Below are 20,905 nucleotides of genomic sequence, written 5' to 3'. Positions count from 1 at the left end.
CTTCGCCGCCCTTCGCCGCCCTTCGCCGCCGCCTCAACGCGCGTCGATCATCAACGCATCGAGCTTGAACGAGCCGTCCGGCTGCACGTCGAAATACGCGCGCACCTCGTCCGGCGCGTCCGCCCACAACGCGCGGATCGCGTTCGCACGCACGTCGGGCGTCCTCATGCGCGCGACCCAGCCGTCGAACCCGATCGACAGGCGCCAGCGCTCGCGCACCCGCGCGACGAAGCCCGCCCGCGCAAAGAACGCGAGCCACTCGTCCGCGCGGTAATCGCGCACATGCGACGCGTCGCGCAACACCTCCACCGTTTGCAGATGCGTGTCGACGAGCGGATGATCGGCGCCCGCGATGTCGACGAACAGCGCGCGGCCGCCCGGCTTCAGCACGCGGCGCGCTTCGGCGAGCGCGCGCGGCACGTCGCGCCAGTGGTGCGCGCTCATCCGGCTCACGATCCAGTCGAACGACGCATCGGCGAACGGCAAGCGCTCGGCCGCGCCCTGCTCGATTCGCACGCTCGCGAGGCCGCGCTCTCGCGCCGCCGCCTCGACCGTCGCGAGCATCTGCGGCGCGAGGTCGTACGCGATCACCTCGGTCGCGCCGCCGCGCGCGGCGGCGAAGCTCGCGTGGCCCGCGCCGCAGCCGAGATCCAGCACGCGCGCGCCGGGCGTCGCGCCGATCTCGGCGGCAAGCGTGTCGAGATCGGCGCCCGTCGCATGGACGGCGCTCGTCAAATAGGCGGATGCGGTCGTGCCGAACGCGGCGGCAACGCGATCGTGATGCTTCATCGGCGAACTCCTTGTCACGTGGGGATCTGAGGCGGCCGGCCGACTGCGTCGGCCGTCATGAGCCGCTACAATAGAGTCCGATTGGTACCGGTACAAGCCAAGCAATTATCCTGGTATCCGCTCCACCAGCCTGTCGGCCGGAGCGCCGCATTTCCGTTCGTTCTCACGCATTGCCGATTCGACCCAGATGAGCCGTCCGCCCGCCCCGCCGTCTTCCCTCGATTCCACGCCCGCCCGCGCGCTCGGCGAGTTCATCCGCGCGCATCGCGAGCGGCTGACGCCGCAGGCAGTCGGCCTGCCGCCCGGCCCGCGACGCCGCACGCCCGGGCTGCGCCGCGAGGAAGTCGCGCAGCTCTGCGGCGTGAGTCCGACCTGGTACACGTGGATCGAGCAGGGCCGCGAAGTGTCGGCGTCGGCCGACGCGCTCGCGCGCATCGCGGTCGCGCTGCGGCTGTCGCGCGCCGAGCGCGCGTATCTGTTCGAGCTCGCCGCGCAGCGTGATCCGGCCGAGCCCGAGTTCGCGGCGAGCGACGTGCCGGATACGCTCGTCGCCGCCGTGAAGCTGATCGCGACGCCCGCGTACGTGCTCGACCGCCAATGGAACGCGCTCGCGTGGAACGACGCGGCCGCGGCGCTCTTCACCGGCTGGCTCGACGGCGAGCGCGACGAGCGCAACCTGCTGCGCTTCACGTTCGCCTCTCCCGCGGCGCGCGCGCTGATCGTCGATTGGGAGACGCGCGCGCGGCGGCTCGTCGCCGAATTCCGCGCGGACACGATCCGCCATCTGAACGACGCGCCCACCCGCGCGCTGATCGATTCGCTGCTCGCAGAAAGCGACGCGTTCGCGCACTACTGGGCGTCGCAGGATGTCGGCGAGCGCGAAGGCGGCGAACGCGCGTTCGACCATCCGCGCGAAGGCCGCGTCGTCTACCAGCAAATGACGCTCAAGCCCGCGCACCGCGATGACCTGAAGCTCGTCGTGCTGGTTCGGGAAGACGCCTGACGGCGCGAAACCGCGCCTGCCTTCGGCCGCACGCGTACGATCCGCCGCGCCGCGTCCCGCCGCGCGCCGAGCCGGGCCGAGCCGGGCCGAGCCGGGCCGAGCCGAGCCGAGCCCGCCGGAAGCCGGGCGGACCGCGTCAGAACGTGATTGTCGCGGTGATCGTGTCGCTGTAGGTGCCCGGCGCGGGCGTCGTCTGCACGGGCACCTGGCCGTACACGGTGAGCGACTGCGACAGCCCGCTTCCCGTTCCCGTCGCCGTCGACGTGCCGGCCGTGCCGTCGCCCCAGATCGTCGAATGCGCGGCGTCCAAATACAGCTGATAGTTGACCGCCCCGCCGCCACCCGCGGGCTGCATCGCGCGCGCGGCGACGTTGCCGCTCGCGCCGCCGTTCAGCGCGATCTGGAACGCGTCGCCGTTCGTGCACTGCGCGCTGATCGTGCCCGTCGCCGTCAGCGCGCTCTGGATCAAGCCCGTCGAACCGAACGCGACGTCCGTCGCGCTGATGAAGCAGTTGTTGACGACAGCCGCGTTCACTGTGAACGGAAACGTGCCTGCCGACGCTTGCGACGCACATGGCGTTGCCGTCAGCGAATAGAAATTGTAATTGAGCGACGTCAGCGTGCCGCCGAACGTCTGCGAATAGACGGTGCTTGCGTTGCCGACAGTCGGCACGGTCGGCTGGTTCGACGCGATCTGGCCGTAGATCGTGACGTTTGCGTTCGCGGTGGTGCCGGACCCGGGCTTCACGAGCGTGAACGAGATCGGCGTCGTGCCGTCATATGTCGAGCCCCAGCTCAGCGTGTGCCCCGAATCCTGGTAGAGGTCATATTGCATCTGATTCGCCCCGTTCGTCAGATAGCGCGGCGGCGGGCTGCCGAGGTTGAGGCACACGAGCACGTTCGGCGTCGACGTGCTGGCCGACCACGTGCACGTGACCGTCATCGTCGCGGTCGTCGACACGGCGGCGAGCGTGATCGGATCGACCGAGCCGAAATCCGGCGCGGGCGACGTGACCGAGCACGTCTCGGCGCGCGCGGCTCCCCACGGACAGGCCAGCAGCCACATGAGAAGCATCGCTAACAGCCATTGTTTCGAATCGCGCTGCCTGATATTCGTTATCGTCATTTTTTGACGCATCTCAAGCATTCGGGCCGGCTTCAGTATAACCATCATGACGCGCGGTGCATTCGATTGACGGCAATAGGCCAAAAGAAGCTCGACCGACACTGATACGCGATGAAGCCATTCAAGCATCGCCCGTATCCGGCAGGCCGCGCCCGATGGCCGCCGGCGGCCGTGCGGCTTTCACGAATTTTCCGTCGCCGTTCGGCAGTGTATCGGGTTCAATGCGTCAGTTTATCTCCCGATCATTAACCGCTATTTTCCCGTTGCCGGGAATGAAATCGTCGGCTAGGCTTATTAGGAACGCAAAAGAATGTCTTCGGCTTATCGCGCGCTCATTGAATGGCGCGCCTAATAGTTCGACGCTTTCGGCATAACAGCGACAAAAAAACAACCATAGCTACGGAGCGATTGCGATGCATGCCCTTCAACGCCCGCTATTGTCGGCTCTCGCCGCCACCATTCTCGTCGCGACGCCGTCGTTCCGTCCCGCAACCGCCGCAACCGCCACGGCCACCTTCACCGTCTCGCTGACGGTCCAGGCCAACTGTACGATTTCCGCCAATGCGCTGTCGTTCGGCACGAACGGCGTGCTCGCGACGGCCGTCAATCAGCAAACGACGCTGTCCGTCTCCTGCTCGAACACGACCTCCTACAACGTCGGGCTCGACGCGGGCAGCGTGTCCGGCTCGACCGTCTCGAGCCGCCTGCTCGCCGGCACGACGACGGGCAACACCAGCACGACGGTCGGCTTCCAGCTCTATCAGGACTCGGGCCACGCGACGGTCTGGGGCAACACGGTCGGCACCGACACGGTGAGCGGCACCGGCAACGGCACCGCGCAGACGCTCAACGTGTACGGCCAGGTGCCCGCCCAAACGACGCCGAAACCCGATACCTACCAGTCGACCGTCACCGCCACCGTCACGTTCTGAACCGTCCGTGACGACATCCGTGCGCCGCTGGCTGGCCGCGCTCGCCATCGCCGGCGCCGTCGCGCCCGCGAGCGGCGCAACGCTGCAGATTTCGCCCGTCACGGTCGAGATGGCGGCCGGCAACCCGGCGGCCGGCGTCACGCTGAGCAACCCCGGCGCGCGGCCGATCTACGGGCAAGTGCGCACATTCCGCTGGACGCAGGAACACGGCGACGACGTGCTCGCCCACGCGGCGGAACTCGTCGCGAGCCCGCCGCTGCTGCAGATCGGCGGGCAAAGCGAGCAGCTCGTGCGGCTCGTGCGGCTCGCGCACGACAAGCCGACCCGCGAAGAAAGCTATCGCGTGCTGATCGACGAGCTGCCGACGCCAGACGCGCCCGTCGTCAACGGCATCGCGATCCGGCTGCGCTACTCGATTCCCGTGTTCGTCGCACCCGATGCCGCGCTCGGCCCGCCGAAGCTCGCCTGGAGCGTCGTGCGCGGCGCGACGGGCTGGTTCCTGCGCGTGACGAACGGCGGCGAGCGGCATGCGCAGCTCGCATCGGTGCGGCTCGTCGACGACGCGGGCAAGACGTACGAGATCGCTCCCGGCCTCCTCGGCTACGCGCTCGCCGGCAGCATGCGGCAATGGCCGTTGCGCCTCGACGCGGCGCACGTCCGCAAGGTGCGCGCGACCATCAACACCCGACCTGTGGAGGCGGACGTGAGCCCGCCTTGACGACACACTCCGAACGCTCCTACCAACCCCTCGCTCGAACGTGCCGACAGTCCGCCTCGCGCACCGCTCGACGGACCTTGGGCGACATCGACGGTTCGTCGGGCTGACGATCGCGCTCGCCGCAGCGACGTTCGCCGCAGCGGCGGCGAGCCGGGGCGCGTGCGCGCGAAGCACGGCGGCGCCGACGCAAGCCGGCGACGGGAGCGTAGATGCGGGCGCGCATGCGGCGGCCGCGCGCGCGGCCGCCGCCTCGGCGAACACCCGGGCCACGCTCGCCGCAGCCGCCGCGCCGCCCGCGCGCTCCGCGTCGCCCGGCCCGACGACGAACCTGCCCGCCCCCGGCGCCGGCGCGAGCGTCCCGGCGAGCGACCTGTATCTCGGCGTCTCGCTGAACGGCCAGCCGACTCATTTGATCGTGCACTTCGCCGTCGCCGACGGCCGCTTCTACGCGAGCCAGGACGACCTGAACGACATCGGCATCGCGACGTCGCGGCTGCGTCAGCCGGCAAACGCGCTCGTCGCGCTCGATGCGCTCGACGGCCTGCGCTACCGCTACGACGCCGCGCGCCAGACGATCGACCTCGACGCGCCCGACTCGCTGCGCATCCCGCACACGTTCGACACGCGCGCGCTCGCGCCGACGCTGCCCGCGAGCGCGGGCCGCGGCGCGGTGCTGAACTACGACCTCTACGCCCAGACGGCCGACCGCGCGGGCGCGGCGCTCTGGCACGAGGCGCGCTACTTCGATCCGGCGGGCGTCTTCAGCAGCACGGGCGTCGCGTTCTTTCAGCGCGGCGGCCAACGCTACACGCGCTACGACACGTCATGGAGCATGTCCGATCCGAAATCGCTGACGACGACGCAGTTCGGCGACACGATCTCGTCGTCGCTCGCGTGGACGCGCTCGCTGCGCCTCGGCGGCCTGCAATGGCGCAGCAACTTCGCGCTGCGCCCGGACCTCGTGACGTTCCCTGTGCCGACGCTCGCGGGCACGGCCGTCGTGCCGTCGACGGTCGATCTGTACGTGAACGGCGTGCGCCAGTTCAGCGGCGACGTGCCGAGCGGCCCGTTCGTCATCAACAGCGTGCCGGGCATCACGGGCGCGGGCAACGCGACCGTCGTCACGCGCGACGCGCTCGGGCGCACGATCGCGACGTCGCTGCCGCTCTACATCGATACGCGGATGCTCGCGCCCGGCCTCGCGAGCTACTCGATCGAGGCGGGCTTCCTGCGGCGCGCGTGGGGGCTGCGCTCGTTCGACTACGCGCGCCGCCCGGCCGTGAGCGCGACCGCGCGCTACGGCGCGAGCGACAGCTTGACCGTCGAGGCGCACGCGGAGGCGACGCCCGGCCTCTACAACGCCGGCGCGGGCGCGCTGGTCCGGCTCGGCGGCGCCGGCGTCGCGAGCGCGTCGGTCGCGCAGAGCGCGGGGCGCCTCGCGGGCACGCAGGCGGGGCTCGGCTATCAGCTCGTGCTCTCGCGCTGCTCGATCGACGCGCAAACGCTGCGCGCGTTCCGCGATTACGGCGACCTCGCCGCGCGCGACGGCACGCCGGTGCCGAGCGCGACCGATCGCATCACGCTGTCGCTGCCGTTCATCCGCTCGCAGACGCTCGCGATCAGCTACATCGGCCTCAAGTATCCGGGCCTGCAGTCGTCGCGGATCGGCTCGGTGTCGTACTCGGTCAACGTCGGCAGCCAAGCGTCGATCAACGTCAGCGCGTTTCAGGACTTCCATCAGCGCGACTCGCGCGGCGTGTTCATGAGCCTGAACGTCGCGCTCGGCAACCGGACGTCGATCAACGCGAACGTCGGCCGGCAGAACGGCGAGACGGTCTTCAACGTGAACGCGATGCGCGCGCCCGACTACGGCGGCGGCTTCGGCTGGAGCGCGCAGGCGGGCGGCGCGGGCGGCATGCGCTACGGCCAGGCGCAGGCGCAATACCTCGGCCGCGCGGGCGAGGCGACGGCGCTCGCGCAGACGACCGCGGGGCATCAGAACGCGGCGCTCGACGTGACGGGCGCCGTCGTGCTGATGGACGGCCGCGCGCTCCTCGCACGGCGCATCGACGACGGCTTCGCGCTCGTGTCGACCGACGCTTCGCCGGGCGTGCCGGTGCTGCACGAGAATCGCGTGATCGGCACGACCGACGGCAACGGCCATCTGCTGATCCCGGATCTCAACGCGTACCAGAACAACCGGATCGGCATCGACACGCTGAAACTGCCGCTCGACGCGCGCGTATCCGGCACGGTCGTCAACGTCGTCCCGCAGTCGCGATCGGGCGTGCTCGCGCATTTTGCGATCACGCGCGAACAGTCGGCGTCGATCGCGCTCGAGGACGCGTCCGGCGCGCCGCTGCCGCCCGGGCTGTCGGTCACGCATCGCGAGAGCGGCGCGAGCACGATCGTCGGCTACGACGGGCTCACGTTCGTCACGGGCCTCGGGGCCGTCAATCATCTGGAGATAGCGGGCCACGGCAAGCGCTGCGCGGTCGCGTTCGACTACACGCGCCCGGCCGACGGCTCGCCGACGACGATCGGGCCGCTGACCTGCGACCTGAAGTAGCGTCCGTGAAACGACGTCCGCGAAGCACCGCCCGTCACGTGAGGCCCGCGAGGCGCCGCCCGCGACGTGACGCCCGTGAATTAACGCGCGCGGCCCAACGCGCGGCGAGCGCGCCTCCCCGCCGGCGCGCGTCAATCGCCGCGCACGGTCTCGCCGCCGCGGCCCTGCCTGCGGCGGCCGGCCGCCCGTCGAATGCTAGAATCCGCGTTGTCCGTTCGCGGCGCGCGCCGCTCCACTCCCCTTCTAAGAATCGCCATGACGTCCCAACTGCACAAAAAGGGCGAGGCCTGGTCGGCCCGCTTTTCGGAACCGATGTCCGAGCTCGTCAAGCGCTACACGTCGTCGGTTTTCTTCGACAAGCGGCTCGCGCTCGTCGACATCGCCGGCTCGCTCGCGCACGCGGGCATGCTCGCCGCGCAGAAGATCATCAGCGCCGACGACCTCGCCGCGATCGAGCACGGGATGGCGCAAATCAAGGGCGAGATCGAGCGCGGCGAATTCGAATGGCAGCTCGATCTCGAAGACGTGCACCTGAACATCGAGGCGCGCCTGACCGCGCTCATCGGCGACGCGGGCAAGCGCCTGCACACGGGCCGCTCGCGCAACGACCAGGTCGCGACCGACATCCGCCTGTGGCTGCGCGGCGAGATCGACCGGATCGGCGGCCTGCTGAACGACCTGCGCGGCGCGCTGATCGATCTCGCCGAACAGAACGCGGACACGATCCTGCCGGGCTTCACGCACCTGCAGGTCGCGCAGCCCGTCACGTTCGGCCATCACCTGCTCGCGTACGTCGAGATGTTCTCGCGCGACGCCGAGCGCATGCGCGACTGCCGCGCGCGCGTGAACCGCCTGCCGCTCGGCGCGGCGGCGCTCGCGGGCACGAGCTATCCGATCGACCGCCATGCGGTGGCGAAGACGCTCGGCTTCGACGGCATCTGCGCGAACTCGCTCGACGCGGTGTCCGATCGCGACTTCGCGATCGAATTCACGGCCGCGGCCGCGCTGGTCATGACGCACGTGTCGCGCTTCTCGGAAGAACTCGTGCTGTGGATGAGCCCGCGCGTCGGCTTCATCGACATCGCCGACCGCTTCTGCACCGGCAGCTCGATCATGCCGCAGAAGAAGAACCCGGACGTGCCCGAGCTCGCGCGCGGCAAGACGGGCCGCGTGAACGGCCACCTGATGGCGCTCCTCACGCTGATGAAGGGCCAGCCGCTCGCGTACAACAAGGACAACCAGGAAGACAAGGAACCGCTGTTCGACACGGTCGACACCGTCGCCGACACGCTGCGGATCTTCGCGGAGATGGTCGCGGGCATCACCGTGAAGCCGGACGCGATGCGCGCGGCCGCGCTGCAGGGCTTCTCGACCGCGACGGATCTCGCCGACTATCTGGTCAAGCGCGGGCTGCCGTTCCGCGACGCGCACGAAGCGGTCGCGCACGCGGTGAAGATCTGCGACGCGCGCGGCATCGATCTCGCGGACCTGACGCTCGACGAAATGAAGCAGGAACTGCCGAACGTCGCGCATCTGATCGGCAGCGACGTGTTCGACTATCTGACACTCGAAGGCTCGGTTGCGAGCCGCAGCCATCCGGGCGGCACCGCGCCTGACCAGGTGCGCGCGGCGGCGAAGGCGGCGCGCGCGGCGCTCGGCAAGTAAGCCGCCGCAGCGCCCGCCTCACGGACAGCCCCATGTTTTCAGCGGCGATCTTCGATATGGACGGCCTGCTCGTCGATTCCGAGCGGACCATCATGAACGCATGGATCGACGTCGCGCGCGCGCACGGCGCCGCGCTGTCGGCGGCCGACTATCTGCAGATCGTCGGCCGCTCGTTCCGCGAAGGTCAGACGATCCTCGCCCGCCTGCTCGGCGACGACACGTTCCGCGCGGTGTCCGCACAGGTGCGCGCGCAACTCGCGGCGCCGCAGCCGCATCCGAAATTTCCGCTGAAGGCGGGCGCGCAGGCGCTCTTGAGCGCGCTCGCCGATGCGGGCGTGCCGTGCGCGGTGGCGTCGTCGTCCGCGTGCGACGTGATCCGCACGCGGCTTCACGCGGTCGGCGTGCTCGGGCATTTCGCCGCGATCGCGGGCGGCGACGAAGTGGCGCGCGGCAAGCCCGATCCAGCCGTCTACCGGCTCGCGGCTGAGCGGCTGAACGTGAGCGCGCCCGCGTGCATCGCGTTCGAGGACAGCGATTTCGGCGCGCTCGCCGCGGCGCGCGCGGGCGCATCCGTCGTCACCGTGCCGGATCTGAAAGCGCCAACGCCCGAGATCGTCGCGCTGAGCCTGCGCGTGCTCGATTCGCTCGATGATGCGGTCGCGCTCGTGCCTGCGTGGTTCGATCCGCGCGCCGCGCAATCCCTGTGAGCTCGCGCGAAAACGGCGCGGCGCACCGCCGGCCCGCGCGCGCAATCCAGGCTCTGGGGAAGAATCGGGCGAGCGTCGCCGCCGGCCGTTGAAGGCATGCGCGCGGAACGCGGGCGTGACGCCCGCCCGCGCGGCGCTCAGCGATTGTTGACGGTCTCGGAGAACCGCTTGAGCGTCGCGACGCGCGCGCCGATCAGATCGACGCGCTCGCCCTCGCTGACGAGCGGCGTCATCGCGTCGCTGAACGCCGCCCACTCGCGCTGCGCGGCGACGAGCGTCTGCCGCGAATCGGCGGGCATCCGCGCGCGCAATTTCTCGTAATAGCGGTTCATGTCGAAGAGCGCGTGCTCGCACGCGGCATCGCGCATGCAGGGCCGCACGCGGTGCACGGCGCCCTTGCCGCCGCCCGGCTGCGCGTAGCGGTCGGCGGCGCCGCGCAGCGCGAGCGCGCGCTCGCGCACCGGCTGCAGCCGCATGTCGGCGCTCGCCATCGCGTACATCGTCCCTTGCGTCGTCTCGTAGACCGCGCGCACCAGATGCGCCTCGTCCTTGCGCCACGCGAGCCAGCGGCGCTGGCTTTCCTGCCAGCCGCGCCGCGCGTCCGCGGGCGCGGTCTTCACGAGCCGCTGGTACGCGGCGTCGACCTCGCCCTGCCACTGCTGCCGCGCCTCGTCCATGCACTGGATCTGGCCCGCCGTCGAAGACCGGTCGCGCCGCGCGAGACACTGACGCATCGCGACGTCGATCGGATCGGCGGCGGCGACTTCGGCGTGCGCCGCACCCGCCGCCGCCGCGAGCCATCCGGCGAGCGCGACGGCGGCAAAGCGCGCGAGCGTCTTGCGGACTGCCGTCATCGTCAGTCGCGCACGCAGTCGACGTAATACTCGATGCGCCCGTTCATCTCTTCCGCGACGAGACCGTGGATGTCGGTGTGGAAGCCCGGGAAGCGCTCGTTGAAGTCGCGCGCGAACCGCAGGTAGTTGACGATCGTCTTGTTGAAGCGCTCGCCCGGGATCAAAAGCGGAATGCCCGGCGGATACGGCGTGAGCAGGATGCTGGTCACGCGGCCTTCGAGCTCGTCGAGCGGCACGCGGTCGACCTCGCGGTGCGCCAGCTTCGCGAACGCATCGGACGGCTTCATCGCCGGCTCCATGTTCGACAGGTACATCTCGGTCGTGAGCCGCGCGATGTCGTTCGCGCGGTACACGTCGTGGATCTGCGTGCAGAGATCGCGCAGGCCGACGCGCTCGTAGAGCGGATACTGCGCGACGAACTCGGGCAGCACGCGCCAGAGCGGCTGGTTGTTGTCGTAGTCGTCCTTGAACTGCTGCAGCTCGGTGACCATCGAGTTCCAGCGGCCCTTCGTGATGCCGATCGTGAACATGATGAAGAACGAGTACAGGCCCGTCTTCTCGACGATGATCCCGTGCTCGGCCAGATACTTCGTGACGATCGCGGCCGGAATGCCGGTCTCGCCGAATTCGCCGTCCACGTCGAGCCCCGGCGTGATGATCGTCGCCTTGATCGGGTCGAGCATGTTGAAGCCTTGCGCGAGCGGGCCGAAGCCGTGCCAGCGGTCGTTCGGCTTGAGCAGCCAGTCGGCGCGCGAGCCGATCCCCTCTTCCGACAGATTGTCCGGGCCCCACACGCTGAAGAACCAGTCGTCGCCGTACTCGGCGTCGACCTTGCGCATCGCGCGGCGGAAGTCGATCGCCTCGGCGATCGATTCCTCGACGAGCGCGGTGCCGCCCGGCGGCTCCATCATCGCGGCCGCGACGTCGCACGACGCGATGATCGCGTACTGCGGGCTGGTCGACGTATGCATCAGGTACGCCTCGTTGAAGCGGTGCTTGTCGAACGTGCGGTTCTCCGAATCCTGCACGACGATCTGCGACGCCTGCGAGATGCCCGCGAGCAGCTTGTGCGTCGAGTGCGTCGCGAACACGAGCGCGCCGGTGCGCGGGCGGCCCGCGCCGATCGCGTGCATGTCCTGGTAGAACGGGTGGAATTCCGCGTGCGGCAGCCACGCTTCGTCGAAGTGCAGCGTGTCGACGAGATCGCCGAGCAGGTCCTTGATCTGCTCGACGTTGTAGACGACGCCGTCGTACGTGCTCTGCGTGATCGTGAGAATCCGCGGCTTCGCGTTCGGGTTTTTCGCGAGCGCCTCGCGCGCGAACGGATTCGCCTCGATCTTCTTGCGGATGTTCTCCGGCTTGAACTCGTCGCGCGGAATCGGCCCGATGATGCCGAAGTGGTTGCGCGTCGGCGTGAGGAACACGGGAATCGCGTGCGTCATCGTGATCGCGTGCAGGATCGACTTGTGACAGTTGCGATCGACGAGCACGATGTCGCCTGGCGCGACCGTCGCGTGCCAGACGATCTTGTTCGACGTCGACGTGCCGTTGGTCACGAAGAACAGGTGATCGGCGCTGAAGATCCGCGCGGCGTTGCGCTCGGACGCGGCCACGGGGCCCGTGTGGTCGAGCAGTTGGCCGAGCTCGTCGACCGCGTTGCACACGTCCGCGCGCAGCATGTTCTCGCCGAAGAACTGGTGGAACATCTGGCCGAGCGGATTCTTCAGGAACGCGACGCCGCCCGAGTGGCCCGGGCAGTGCCACGAGTACGAGCCCTCGTCCGCGTACTTGACGAGCTCCTTGAAGAACGGCGGCGCGAGCGAATCGAGATAGACCTTCGCCTCCCGGATGATGTGGCGCGCGACGAACTCCGGCGTGTCCTCGAACATGTGGATGAAGCCGTGCAGTTCGCGCAGGATGTCGTTCGGCAGGTGGCGCGACGTGCGCGTCTCACCGTACAGGAAGATCGGGATGTCCGCGTTGCGGCGGCGCACTTCGGTCACGAACGCGCGCAGCTCGATGATCGCGGTCGCGAGCTCGGGCAGCTCGCCGTCCGCGCCGAGCTCGCCGAGCATCAGCTCGTCGTCGTCGATCGACAGGATGAAGCACGACGCGCGGCTCGACTGCTGCGCGAACGAGGTCAGATCGCCGTAACTCGTCAGACCGAGCACCTCGACGCCTTCCTTCTCGATCGCCTCGGCCAGCGCCCGGATGCCGGAGCCCGAAATGTTCTCGGAGCGAAAATCTTCGTCGATGATGACGACGGGAAAACGAAACTTCATGGGCGATTCTCCAAAAAGAACGACCGCGGCGCGGGGGGCTGTTCATGCCCCGGCGCAGCGGTCACCCGGACTGGCGATAGGTCAGACCGATATGCAAGCAGATCAGGTTTTCGGCAGCGTGACACCGCGCTGACCCTGATACTTGCCGCCGCGGTCGGCATACGACACGTCGCAGACTTCGTCGCTCTCGAAGAAGAGCACCTGCGCGACGCCCTCGTTCGCGTAGATCTTCGCGGGCAGCGGCGTCGTGTTCGAGAATTCGAGCGTCACGTAGCCTTCCCACTCGGGCTCGAACGGCGTCACGTTGACGATGATCCCGCAGCGCGCGTACGTCGACTTGCCGAGGCACACGGTCAGCACCGTGCGCGGAATGCGGAAGTACTCGACGGTGCGCGCGAGCGCGAACGAGTTCGGCGGGATGATGCACACGTCGCCCTTGAAATCGACGAACGAGCCTTCGTCGAAGTTCTTCGGATCGACGATCGTCGAATTGATGTTCGTGAAGATCTTGAATTCGTCCGCGCAGCGGATGTCGTAGCCGTAGCTCGACGTGCCGTAGCTGACGATCCTGCGGCCGTCCTCGGCGGCGCGAACCTGATCGGGCACGAACGGCTCGATCATCTTGTGCTCTTCGGCCATGCGCCGAATCCACTTGTCGGACTTGATGCTCATAAAAAGGCGCCGGAAAACGCTGCGTATCGGGAAGGAAGCCGCCGGACGGTCCGACGGCCACGAAAGGCGCACATTTTACGCGATCGCGAACGCACCGACTCGCGTCATTGCCGCACGACGCCGCACGCGAGCGCGGGGCCCGCGCCGTGCTGCGGGAACGCCGGGTCGCCCGGGTCGCGATGCACGAGCACCGAGCGGCCGAGCACCGAGCGCACGCCGTCGAGCGCGACGTCCGGCGCGGTGATGAAACCCGCCGCGACGCCGTTCGCATCCGCGTGGATGTTGCCGAGGTCGCCGCCGACGCGCGCGCCCGCCCGCAGCCGGTCGGCCGCGGGTGCGAACACGACGCCCGCGCTCGAGCCGTCGGCGGCGTTGCAATCGCCGCGCTCGTGGATCTGCAACGCGTGGTCGCTGTTGGGCGGCAGGCCCGCGAAGTTGTACGTGACCTGCACGCCGTCCGGGCGTTCGGCAAGCGTCACCGTGCCGCGCGCCTGATTGCCGACGGTCGGCTGGAGCAGCGCGTCGGCGCGCTTTTCGTGTTGCGATGCGAATGTAGTGCAGCCGGCCAAAAGGCCGATGGCAGCCAGGACAAGCGGCGCATTGAGCGCGAGCCACCCCGGCACGCCGTCGAGTCGTCGTTTCATGCGATCCTCATGCCGGGCGGAACGCTCTGGCGAGCGCCCGCCGGGCCGGTAAGGGGGACCTTCGGGAAAGTCGTCATGATACCGTGACTCGCGGCGCCGCAAACACCGCACGACGCGGGCCGGCGCGGGATTTTACGTATTTTGAACAACGATCGTCGGAAACTTCGACGACATGTCCCGCGCGCGCTCGGCGATTGCGATCGCGACGCCGCGCGCGATCGCGCGGTAGCGCTCGGCGAGCTTGCCGCTCGGGTCCGCGACGACGGTCGGCACGCCGCTGTCCGCCTGCTCGCGAATCCGGATGTCGAGCGGCAGGCTGCCGAGCACGGCAACCCCGTATTCCTGCGCCATCCGCTCGGCGCCGCCCGCGCCGAACACGTGCTCCTCGTGCCCGCAGTTCGAGCACACGTGGATGCTCATGTTCTCGACGATGCCGAGAATCGGAATGCTGACCTTCTCGAACATCTTGAGGCCCTTTTTCGCGTCGAGGAGCGCGATGTCCTGCGGCGTCGTGACGATCACGGCGCCCGTCACCGGCACGCGCTGCGCGAGCGTGAGCTGGATGTCGCCCGTGCCGGGCGGCATGTCGACGATCAGGTAGTCGAGATCGCGCCAGTTGGTCTGGCGCAGGAGCTGCTCGAGCGCCGACGTCGCCATCGGGCCGCGCCACACCATCGGGTTGTCCTCGCCCACCAGAAAGCCGATCGAGTTCGCCTGCAGCCCGTGGCCGACGAGCGGGTTCATCGACTTGTTGTCGGGCGACTCCGGCCGTTCGTGGATGCCGAGCATCGTCGGCAGCGACGGACCGTAGATGTCGGCGTCGAGAATGCCGACCGACGCGCCTTCCGCGGCAAGCGCGAGCGCAAGATTCACGGCCGTCGTGCTCTTGCCGACGCCGCCCTTGCCGGACGCGACCGCGACGATGTTCTTCACGTTCGGCAACAACTGCACGCCGCGCTGCACCGCATGCGCGACGATTTCCTGCGATACGTCGACGCGCACGCCGCGCACGCCCGGCACTGCGGCGAGCGCGGCGGCGATGCGCGCGCGCGCATCGTCGAACTGGCTCTTGGCCGGATAGCCGAGCACGACGTCGACGGACACGGCGTCGCCGTCGATCGCCACGTTGCGGATGCCGCGGTGCGCCGCATACGGGCGGCCGGTGTTCGGGTCGACGACTGCCGCGAGTGCGGCGTCGACGAGCGCCCTGTCGATACTCATCGAAACTCCGTGGGAACGTCGCTTAAAATCGCCCAAAAGGTCAATAACCTTCAAATATCCGGGCGCAAAGCGAGAAAAGTGAAAGAATTTATTGCACGCCATTGCGTAAAGCCGACTTGCGGCGCAATCTTCGCGGGCGGCGCGCCTCGGGGCCACATCGGTGGCCACACCGCCTATATTGTAGAGGCTGGGGCGCGCCCGGTCCGAACAGCCATCCTGGCGAACGGGGCTTGTCGCAATGAAGACGGCCCCGGCACCTGACGCCGGACGGATCGAGGCGCTCGCGCGCCTGCATGATCGTCGGCGCGCGGGTCGCCCCCGCCGAAAGAGCAGTTCTTTTTTGTTCTTGTCGAGTCACTCAAGAGAGGAAACCAAGATGAATACCAAAATCGCGACGCGCTTGTCCGTTTTCGCTCTCGCCGGCGCCCTGCTGGCGGGTTGCGCAACCCAGCAAGGCACGAACACGGCGGTCGGCACCGGCACGGGCGCCGCACTCGGCGCGGGCATCGGCGCGCTGGCTGGCGGCGGCAAGGGCGCGGCGATCGGCGCCGGCGTCGGCGCGCTCGTCGGCGGCGTGACGGGTTACAACTGGCAAGCGATCAAGAACAAGCTCGCGCCGTCGGCGCAGCAGACGGGCACGCAGGTCACCGAGCAGCCGGACGGCTCGCTCAAGCTGAACGTGCCGAGCTCGGTCACGTTCGCGACCGACCAGTACGCGGTCACGCCGGCCTTCACGCCGCTCCTGAACGACCTCGCGACGACGCTGAACCAGAACCCGCAGATCACCGCATCGGTCGTCGGCTACACCGACAGCACGGGCTCGGCCGCGCACAACCAGACGCTGTCGCAGAATCGCGCGCAAAGCGTCGTGAACGCGCTCGCGCAACGCGGCGTCGCGGCAACCCGCCTGTCGGCGCAAGGCATGGGCGCGTCGAACCCGATCGCCGACAACGCGACGGAAGCCGGCCGCGCGCAAAACCGCCGCGTCGAGATCTACCTGCGCGCACCGCAAGCCGCGCAGTAAATCCGACCCACTCGGAGAATGGCGCGCCGAGCCCCGCCGGACAAGGCATTCGAGGCAGCTTGTAACAACTCGAAAAAATTTTCGAACTTCTTGCGAGCGGCGTAGTCTGTCTTTACGGTACGTGACTGGTGCTGCCGGCGCGTCACCATTCTCCTCTTGTCGTTGTTGCTCCGGGGCAAAGTCCGCCCCGGTTTTTTTTGCCCGCGTTTTTTGTCCGCGCATTCGCACGCTGCAACGCAACATCCCTTCCGTCTCTCCGGCGCTGTTCGGCACCGCATTGCCGGCATCAATCTAGCCGCCCCGTCCAAATCTTTCAATTCGCAAGTTATTACGCTTCGTGACATCCGCGCGAAGCGCCGCCGCCGTGCGCGAGACCGCCGCCCCGCGCGGCGAGTGCGGCCGCACGCGGCCCGCCCGCACGTCGGCGGCCGGCCGCCCTGCTAGAATCGCAGCTTCCCTACGATTTTCCGCAAGCAGTCCCTTCAGAGACCCTATGTCCGCATCCGACCTCCACCCCGTGCAGGCCGGCGCGCCGCAAGGCCGCCGCCAGATCCTCGTCACGTCCGCGCTGCCCTATGCGAACGGGCAGATTCACATCGGCCACCTGGTCGAGTACATCCAGACCGACATCTGGGCGCGGACGATGCGAATGCATGGCCACGAGATCTACTACATCGGTGCGGACGACACGCACGGCACGCCCGTCATGCTGCGCGCCGAACAGGAAGGCGTGAGCCCGAAGCAGTTGATCGAGCGCGTGTGGCGCGAGCACAAGCGCGATTTCGACAGCTTCGGCGTTTCGTTCGACAATTTCTACACGACCGATTCGGACGAGAACCGCGTGCTCAGCGAGAAGATCTATCTCGCGTTGAAGGAGGCGGGGTTCATCGCCGAGCGCGAGATCGAGCAGGCGTACGACCCCGTCAAGCAAATGTTCCTGCCGGATCGCTTCATCAAGGGCGAATGCCCGAAATGCCACGCGAAGGATCAGTACGGCGACAGTTGCGAGGTGTGCGGCACGACGTACCAGCCGACCGACCTCGTCAACCCGTACTCGGTCGTCTCGGGTGCGACGCCCGTGCGCAAGACGTCGACGCACCACTTCTTCCGCCTGTCCGACCCGCGCTGCGAGGCGTTCCTGCGCGAATGGGTGAGCGGCCTCGCGCAGCCCGAGGCGACCAACAAGATGCGCGAATGGCTCGGCGACGCGGGCGAGGCGAAGCTCGCCGACTGGGACATCTCGCGCGACGCGCCGTACTTCGGCTTCGAGATTCCCGGCGCGCCGGGCAAGTACTTCTACGTGTGGCTCGACGCGCCCGTCGGCTACTACGCGAGCTTCAAGAACCTGTGCGAGCGGCGCGGCCTCGATTTCGACGCGTGGATCAGCAAGGATTCGACGACCGAGCAGTATCACTTCATCGGCAAGGACATCCTGTACTTCCACACGCTGTTCTGGCCCGCGATGCTCGAGTTCTCGGGCCACCGCACGCCGACCAACGTGTTCGCGCACGGCTTCCTGACGGTCGACGGCGCGAAGATGTCGAAGTCGCGCGGCACGTTCATCACCGCGCAGAGCTACATCGACGCGGGCCTGAACCCCGAATGGCTGCGCTACTACTTCGCCGCGAAGCTGAACGCGACGATGGAAGACATCGACCTGAACCTCGAGGACTTCCAGGCGCGCGTCAATAGCGACCTCGTCGGCAAGTACGTGAACATCGCGAGCCGCGCGGCCGGCTTCCTGATCAAGCGCTTCGACGGCCGCGTGCAGGCGAGCGCGACGAATCATCCGCTTCTCGTGACGCTGCGCGACGCGATCCCGCAGATCGCCGCGCACTACGAGGCGCGCGAGTACGGCCGCGCGCTGCGCCAGACGATGGAGCTCGCGGATGCGGTCAACGGCTATGTCGACACCGCAAAGCCGTGGGAGCTCGCGAAGGACCCGGCGAACGCGGTCGCGCTGCACGAAACCTGCACTGTGAGCCTCGAGGCGTTCCGCCTGCTGTCGCTCGCACTCAAGCCCGTGCTGCCGCGCGTCGCGGAAGGCGTCGAAGCGTTCCTCGGCATCGCGCCGCTCACGTGGGCCGACGCGAACAAGCCGCTGTCGTCCGAGCAGCCGATCCGCGCGTATCAGCATCTGATGACCCGCGTCGATCCGAAGCAGATCGACGCGCTCCTCGCGGCGAACCGCAGCTCGCTGCAAGGCGCCGCGGCGGCCGACGCGGCCGGCGCGACGAACGGCAACGGCGCGAAGGCCGCGAAAAGCGCGAAAGCCGCGAATGCAGCGAGCGCCGACGACGAAGCATCGCCGTTCATCTCGATCGACGATTTCGCGAAGATCGATCTGCGCATCGCGAAGATCGTCGCGTGCCAGGCGGTCGAAGGCTCGGACAAACTGCTGCAGCTCACGCTCGACGTCGGCGAGGAGAAGACCCGCAACGTGTTCTCCGGCATCAAGTCCGCGTACCAGCCCGAGCAGCTCGTCGGCAAGCTGACCGTGATGGTCGCGAACCTCGCGCCGCGCAAGATGAAGTTCGGCCTGTCCGAGGGGATGGTGCTCGCCGCGTCGGCAGCCGACGAGAAGGCCGAGCCGGGCCTCTACATCCTCGAGCCGCACAGCGGCGCGAAGCCCGGCATGCGCGTGAAGTAAGCGCGCATCGCCGCGACGCTTCCGCAAGGGCCGCGCAAGCGGCCCTTCGCGCTTTGCGCGAGTGCCGGCGCCATCGCATCGCGCGAGGTCACGACATCAAGCGAAGCCACGAAGTTGCGAGGCCGCCGAATCGCACGAGGTCGCCCTCCGCCTCCGCTCTCCGCTCTCCGCCCTCCGCGCAATGCGCGTGATGCGATGCCGCGCGCTTCGCGAGCGTCACCCGCCCCTCACGCCCGCGACGCCGACGCGCGCCGCCGTCACGGCTTCACCCCCGTCACGAGACTGGAATACCCGAAACTCGGAATCGTCTCGATCGACGCGAAACCTGCGTCGGCGAGCATCGCCGACACCTCATGCGACGTGTACTGCTCGCCCTGCGTCCAGCCGATCATCATCAGGCTGTATCCTGCCGCGGCGAGCGGCCCGCCCTTGTCGTCGCGATACAGCACCTCGTGCACCACGATGCGCCCGCCGCGCGGCAGCGCATCGAAGCTCTTGCGCGCGAGCGCCGCGTTCCTGTCGGCCGGCCAGTCGTGAAAGATGTTCGAGTAGAAATGCAGATCGGCCGCCGGAAACGGATCGCGCCACATGTCGCCCGGATGCAGCGTGACGCGCTCGCGCCAGCGCGCGTCGACGAACGTCGCGCCGAGCTCGCAGACGGCCGGCAAATCGAACAGCACCGCGTGCAGCGACGGCCACGCGGACAGCGCGCCGACCGCGTTCGCCCCCGAGCCGCCGCCGACGTCGAGCATCACGCGATGCCGCGCGAGGTCGAGCTTCGTCGGCCACACCATCGCGTGCGACGCACTCAGGCTTTCCATCGCGCGCATGAAGCGCATGCCGAGTTCCGCATGCTGCTGATGCGAATCGAAGATGTCCGTCTCGCCATACGCGCGCGGCGCATCGCGCCGCAGCGCGGCTTCGAGGCCGGCGATCGAGAATGTGTCGCCGTTGTCGTACATCAAGTCCCAGAACGCGCCGAAATACTGACGGCTCGCCGGCAGCAGCAATTCTTGCGCGCGCGCGGTCAGCGCGAAGCGATCGCCGTCGCGCCGCACGAAGCCGAGCGCGACCGATGCGTTGACGAGCGCCTCGGCGGGCCGCCGCGCAAGACCGAGCGCGGCGCCGATTTCGCCGAGCGTGCGCGCGCGCTCGCCCAGCCGGTCGAACAAGCCCAACCGATGCGCGATCAGCATCGCCGGATAGACGAACAGATTCGCCGCGACGTCGAATGCGGCGGCGTCGTCGTAGCGGGGAAGCGCGCGCGTCATGGCGTTTCCTGCACGAACGGCGGCATCGCGACGCGGTCGATCTCGCGTGCCGCTTCGTGCGTCCAAGCGGCGAATGCGTCGAACACCCGGTCGACGAGCGCGACGCAGCGCCGCCGCTTCGCAGCGTCGAGCTCGATACCGGTCCATTGCGCATGCTCGCCGTTGCGCACGTGACCATTCTCGCGCGCGAAGTGATACGCGCCCATGTATCGCAGCTCGCGCCCCGTCTGCGCCTGCACCTCGTCGGCGAGCCGCGTCGTGAGCGCGAACAGCACGTGACCGGTTTCCTCGATCGCCTCGACGATCGCCAGCCGCTCGACACCGTCGGCCGCGTCGACGATCGCGCACAGCTCGTACATCAGCAAACGGCAGCGGTGCGTGTCTTCGCTCCATAGCGTGCGCAGCGCATCGGTCATCGTGGTCGCGCGGCTCCAGCCGAGCTTCTCGATATCCTCGAGGAACCACGTCCAATGATGATCGTCTTCGCGCGTGTGCGCGTTGACGCGCGCCTGATGCGGATCGTCCGTCGGCTCCTTGCGCAGCAGATAGCGATTCAGATCGCCGAACGCCATGACGAAGAATGCGAACGCGGGCATGAAGCCAAGCCGCACTTGCGGCGGCACGCGCTCGTCGCGCAGCGAGGCGAAGAGCGGCAGCGTCGCGTACCACTGCTTTCGGCGCATGATGTGGGTCAGCACGGTTTTCATCGGTATGCGCCCTCGTGTCGATGCCGTTTCGTCGACGATATTTTCCGTCTGCATCACGAACGATCGCGGCG

17 protein-coding genes are annotated in these 20,905 nt (G+C 68.4%); 8 read left to right on the top strand and 9 right to left on the bottom strand.

Annotation, left to right across the window (positions count from 1 at the left end; genetic code table 11):
• Positions 1–33: 33 nt before the first annotated feature.
• Positions 34–789: a class I SAM-dependent methyltransferase gene (locus BTH_RS16630; RefSeq protein ID WP_009892466.1), complete on the bottom strand. Its 756-nt coding sequence runs from the start codon at positions 787–789 to the stop codon at positions 34–36.
• Positions 790–976: 187 nt separating this feature from the next.
• Between BTH_RS16630 and BTH_RS16625 the strand changes: the two genes are divergently transcribed.
• Positions 977–1,792, top strand: coding sequence for a helix-turn-helix transcriptional regulator (locus tag BTH_RS16625; protein WP_009892467.1), 816 nt, complete (start codon positions 977–979; stop codon positions 1,790–1,792).
• Between the two features lie 136 nt (positions 1,793–1,928).
• Here BTH_RS16625 and BTH_RS16620 read toward each other — a convergent pair whose 3' ends face one another.
• Positions 1,929–2,939, bottom strand: a complete 1,011-nt coding sequence (locus BTH_RS16620) for a Csu type fimbrial protein (protein WP_025369517.1) — start codon at positions 2,937–2,939, stop codon at positions 1,929–1,931.
• 392 nt (positions 2,940–3,331) lie between these two features.
• Between BTH_RS16620 and BTH_RS16615 the strand changes: the two genes are divergently transcribed.
• The 5 genes from BTH_RS16615 (at position 3,332) to BTH_RS16595 (ending at position 9,509) form a co-directional block, all read left to right on the top strand.
• Positions 3,332–3,850 carry a Csu type fimbrial protein gene (locus tag BTH_RS16615; protein WP_011401892.1) on the top strand — a complete coding sequence of 173 codons (519 nt, stop codon included), beginning with the start codon at positions 3,332–3,334 and terminating at the stop codon, positions 3,848–3,850.
• A gap of 7 nt (positions 3,851–3,857) precedes the next feature.
• On the top strand, positions 3,858–4,568 hold the full coding sequence (locus tag BTH_RS16610) for a fimbrial biogenesis chaperone (protein ID WP_009892470.1): 711 nt from the start codon (positions 3,858–3,860) through the stop codon (positions 4,566–4,568).
• Between the two features lie 40 nt (positions 4,569–4,608).
• Positions 4,609–7,137, top strand: coding sequence for a fimbria/pilus outer membrane usher protein (locus tag BTH_RS16605; protein WP_009892471.1), 2,529 nt, complete (start codon positions 4,609–4,611; stop codon positions 7,135–7,137).
• Between the two features lie 255 nt (positions 7,138–7,392).
• Positions 7,393–8,802 carry an argininosuccinate lyase gene (argH, locus tag BTH_RS16600; protein ID WP_009892473.1) on the top strand — a complete coding sequence of 470 codons (1,410 nt, stop codon included), beginning with the start codon at positions 7,393–7,395 and terminating at the stop codon, positions 8,800–8,802.
• Between the two features lie 32 nt (positions 8,803–8,834).
• Positions 8,835–9,509, top strand: a complete 675-nt coding sequence (locus tag BTH_RS16595) for an HAD family hydrolase (RefSeq protein WP_009892474.1) — start codon at positions 8,835–8,837, stop codon at positions 9,507–9,509.
• 137 nt (positions 9,510–9,646) lie between these two features.
• Here the strand turns inward: BTH_RS16595 and BTH_RS16590 are convergent, their stop codons facing one another.
• From BTH_RS16590 to apbC, 5 genes are all read right to left on the bottom strand, one after another.
• Entirely contained in the window at positions 9,647–10,363 is a 717-nt protein-coding gene (locus BTH_RS16590; RefSeq protein ID WP_009892475.1) for a lysozyme inhibitor LprI family protein, read from the bottom strand.
• 2 nt (positions 10,364–10,365) lie between these two features.
• Positions 10,366–12,645 carry an arginine/lysine/ornithine decarboxylase gene (locus BTH_RS16585; protein ID WP_009892476.1) on the bottom strand — a complete coding sequence of 760 codons (2,280 nt, stop codon included), beginning with the start codon at positions 12,643–12,645 and terminating at the stop codon, positions 10,366–10,368.
• Between the two features lie 102 nt (positions 12,646–12,747).
• Positions 12,748–13,317, bottom strand: a complete 570-nt coding sequence (gene dcd, locus BTH_RS16580; protein WP_009892477.1) for a dCTP deaminase — start codon at positions 13,315–13,317, stop codon at positions 12,748–12,750.
• Between the two features lie 104 nt (positions 13,318–13,421).
• A complete protein-coding gene (gene sodC, locus BTH_RS16575) occupies positions 13,422–13,961 on the bottom strand; it encodes a superoxide dismutase [Cu-Zn] (protein WP_009892478.1) in 540 nt (179 codons plus the stop codon).
• Between the two features lie 132 nt (positions 13,962–14,093).
• Positions 14,094–15,182: an iron-sulfur cluster carrier protein ApbC gene (apbC, locus tag BTH_RS16570; protein WP_009892479.1), complete on the bottom strand. Its 1,089-nt coding sequence runs from the start codon at positions 15,180–15,182 to the stop codon at positions 14,094–14,096.
• A 376-nt stretch (positions 15,183–15,558) separates the two neighbouring features.
• On the opposite strand from apbC, the gene BTH_RS16565 reads away from it, so the two are divergent.
• Together BTH_RS16565 and metG are read left to right on the top strand one after the other, a co-directional pair.
• A complete protein-coding gene (locus BTH_RS16565; protein WP_009892480.1) occupies positions 15,559–16,206 on the top strand; it encodes an OmpA family protein in 648 nt (215 codons plus the stop codon).
• Positions 16,207–16,699: 493 nt separating this feature from the next.
• The gene (gene metG, locus BTH_RS16560) at positions 16,700–18,856 is read left to right on the top strand and encodes a methionine--tRNA ligase (RefSeq protein WP_025369520.1); all 2,157 of its coding nucleotides are present in this window, start codon (positions 16,700–16,702) and stop codon (positions 18,854–18,856) included.
• A 257-nt stretch (positions 18,857–19,113) separates the two neighbouring features.
• On the opposite strand, the gene BTH_RS16550 is transcribed toward metG, so the two are convergent.
• Positions 19,114–20,127 (bottom strand): methyltransferase, encoded by a 1,014-nt coding sequence (locus tag BTH_RS16550; protein WP_009892482.1) that lies wholly within the window; start codon positions 20,125–20,127, stop codon positions 19,114–19,116.
• The gene (locus tag BTH_RS16545; protein WP_011401888.1) at positions 20,124–20,834 is read right to left on the bottom strand and encodes a hypothetical protein; all 711 of its coding nucleotides are present in this window, start codon (positions 20,832–20,834) and stop codon (positions 20,124–20,126) included. The genes BTH_RS16550 and BTH_RS16545 overlap by 4 nt, the downstream gene beginning before the upstream one ends.
• Positions 20,835–20,905: the final 71 nt, after the last annotated feature.

It is taken from the genome of Burkholderia thailandensis E264, assembly GCF_000012365.1.
Lineage (GTDB): Bacteria > Pseudomonadota > Gammaproteobacteria > Burkholderiales > Burkholderiaceae > Burkholderia > Burkholderia thailandensis.
Note: the sequence above shows the minus strand (reverse complement) of the source record. Positions and strands in the feature narration are given on the sequence as shown.

Bases quoted from the DNA above. Each gene is read 5' to 3' on its own strand.
- BTH_RS16625 (WP_009892467.1), top strand. From the start codon at position 977: ATGAGCCGTCCGCCCGCCCCGCCGTCTTCCCTCGATTCCACGCCCGCC.
- BTH_RS16545 (WP_011401888.1), bottom strand. From the start codon at position 20,834: ATGAAAACCGTGCTGACCCACATCATGCGCCGAAAGCAGTGGTACGCG.
- argH (WP_009892473.1), top strand. From the start codon at position 7,393: ATGACGTCCCAACTGCACAAAAAGGGCGAGGCCTGGTCGGCCCGCTTT.
- sodC (WP_009892478.1), bottom strand. From the start codon at position 13,961: ATGAAACGACGACTCGACGGCGTGCCGGGGTGGCTCGCGCTCAATGCG.
- BTH_RS16630 (WP_009892466.1), bottom strand. From the start codon at position 789: ATGAAGCATCACGATCGCGTTGCCGCCGCGTTCGGCACGACCGCATCC.
- BTH_RS16615 (WP_011401892.1), top strand. From the start codon at position 3,332: ATGCATGCCCTTCAACGCCCGCTATTGTCGGCTCTCGCCGCCACCATT.
- BTH_RS16550 (WP_009892482.1), bottom strand. From the start codon at position 20,127: ATGACGCGCGCGCTTCCCCGCTACGACGACGCCGCCGCATTCGACGTC.
- apbC (WP_009892479.1), bottom strand. From the start codon at position 15,182: ATGAGTATCGACAGGGCGCTCGTCGACGCCGCACTCGCGGCAGTCGTC.
- BTH_RS16590 (WP_009892475.1), bottom strand. From the start codon at position 10,363: ATGACGGCAGTCCGCAAGACGCTCGCGCGCTTTGCCGCCGTCGCGCTC.
- BTH_RS16565 (WP_009892480.1), top strand. From the start codon at position 15,559: ATGAATACCAAAATCGCGACGCGCTTGTCCGTTTTCGCTCTCGCCGGC.
- dcd (WP_009892477.1), bottom strand. From the start codon at position 13,317: ATGAGCATCAAGTCCGACAAGTGGATTCGGCGCATGGCCGAAGAGCAC.
- BTH_RS16595 (WP_009892474.1), top strand. From the start codon at position 8,835: ATGTTTTCAGCGGCGATCTTCGATATGGACGGCCTGCTCGTCGATTCC.
- metG (WP_025369520.1), top strand. From the start codon at position 16,700: ATGTCCGCATCCGACCTCCACCCCGTGCAGGCCGGCGCGCCGCAAGGC.
- BTH_RS16585 (WP_009892476.1), bottom strand. From the start codon at position 12,645: ATGAAGTTTCGTTTTCCCGTCGTCATCATCGACGAAGATTTTCGCTCC.
- BTH_RS16620 (WP_025369517.1), bottom strand. From the start codon at position 2,939: ATGCTTGAGATGCGTCAAAAAATGACGATAACGAATATCAGGCAGCGC.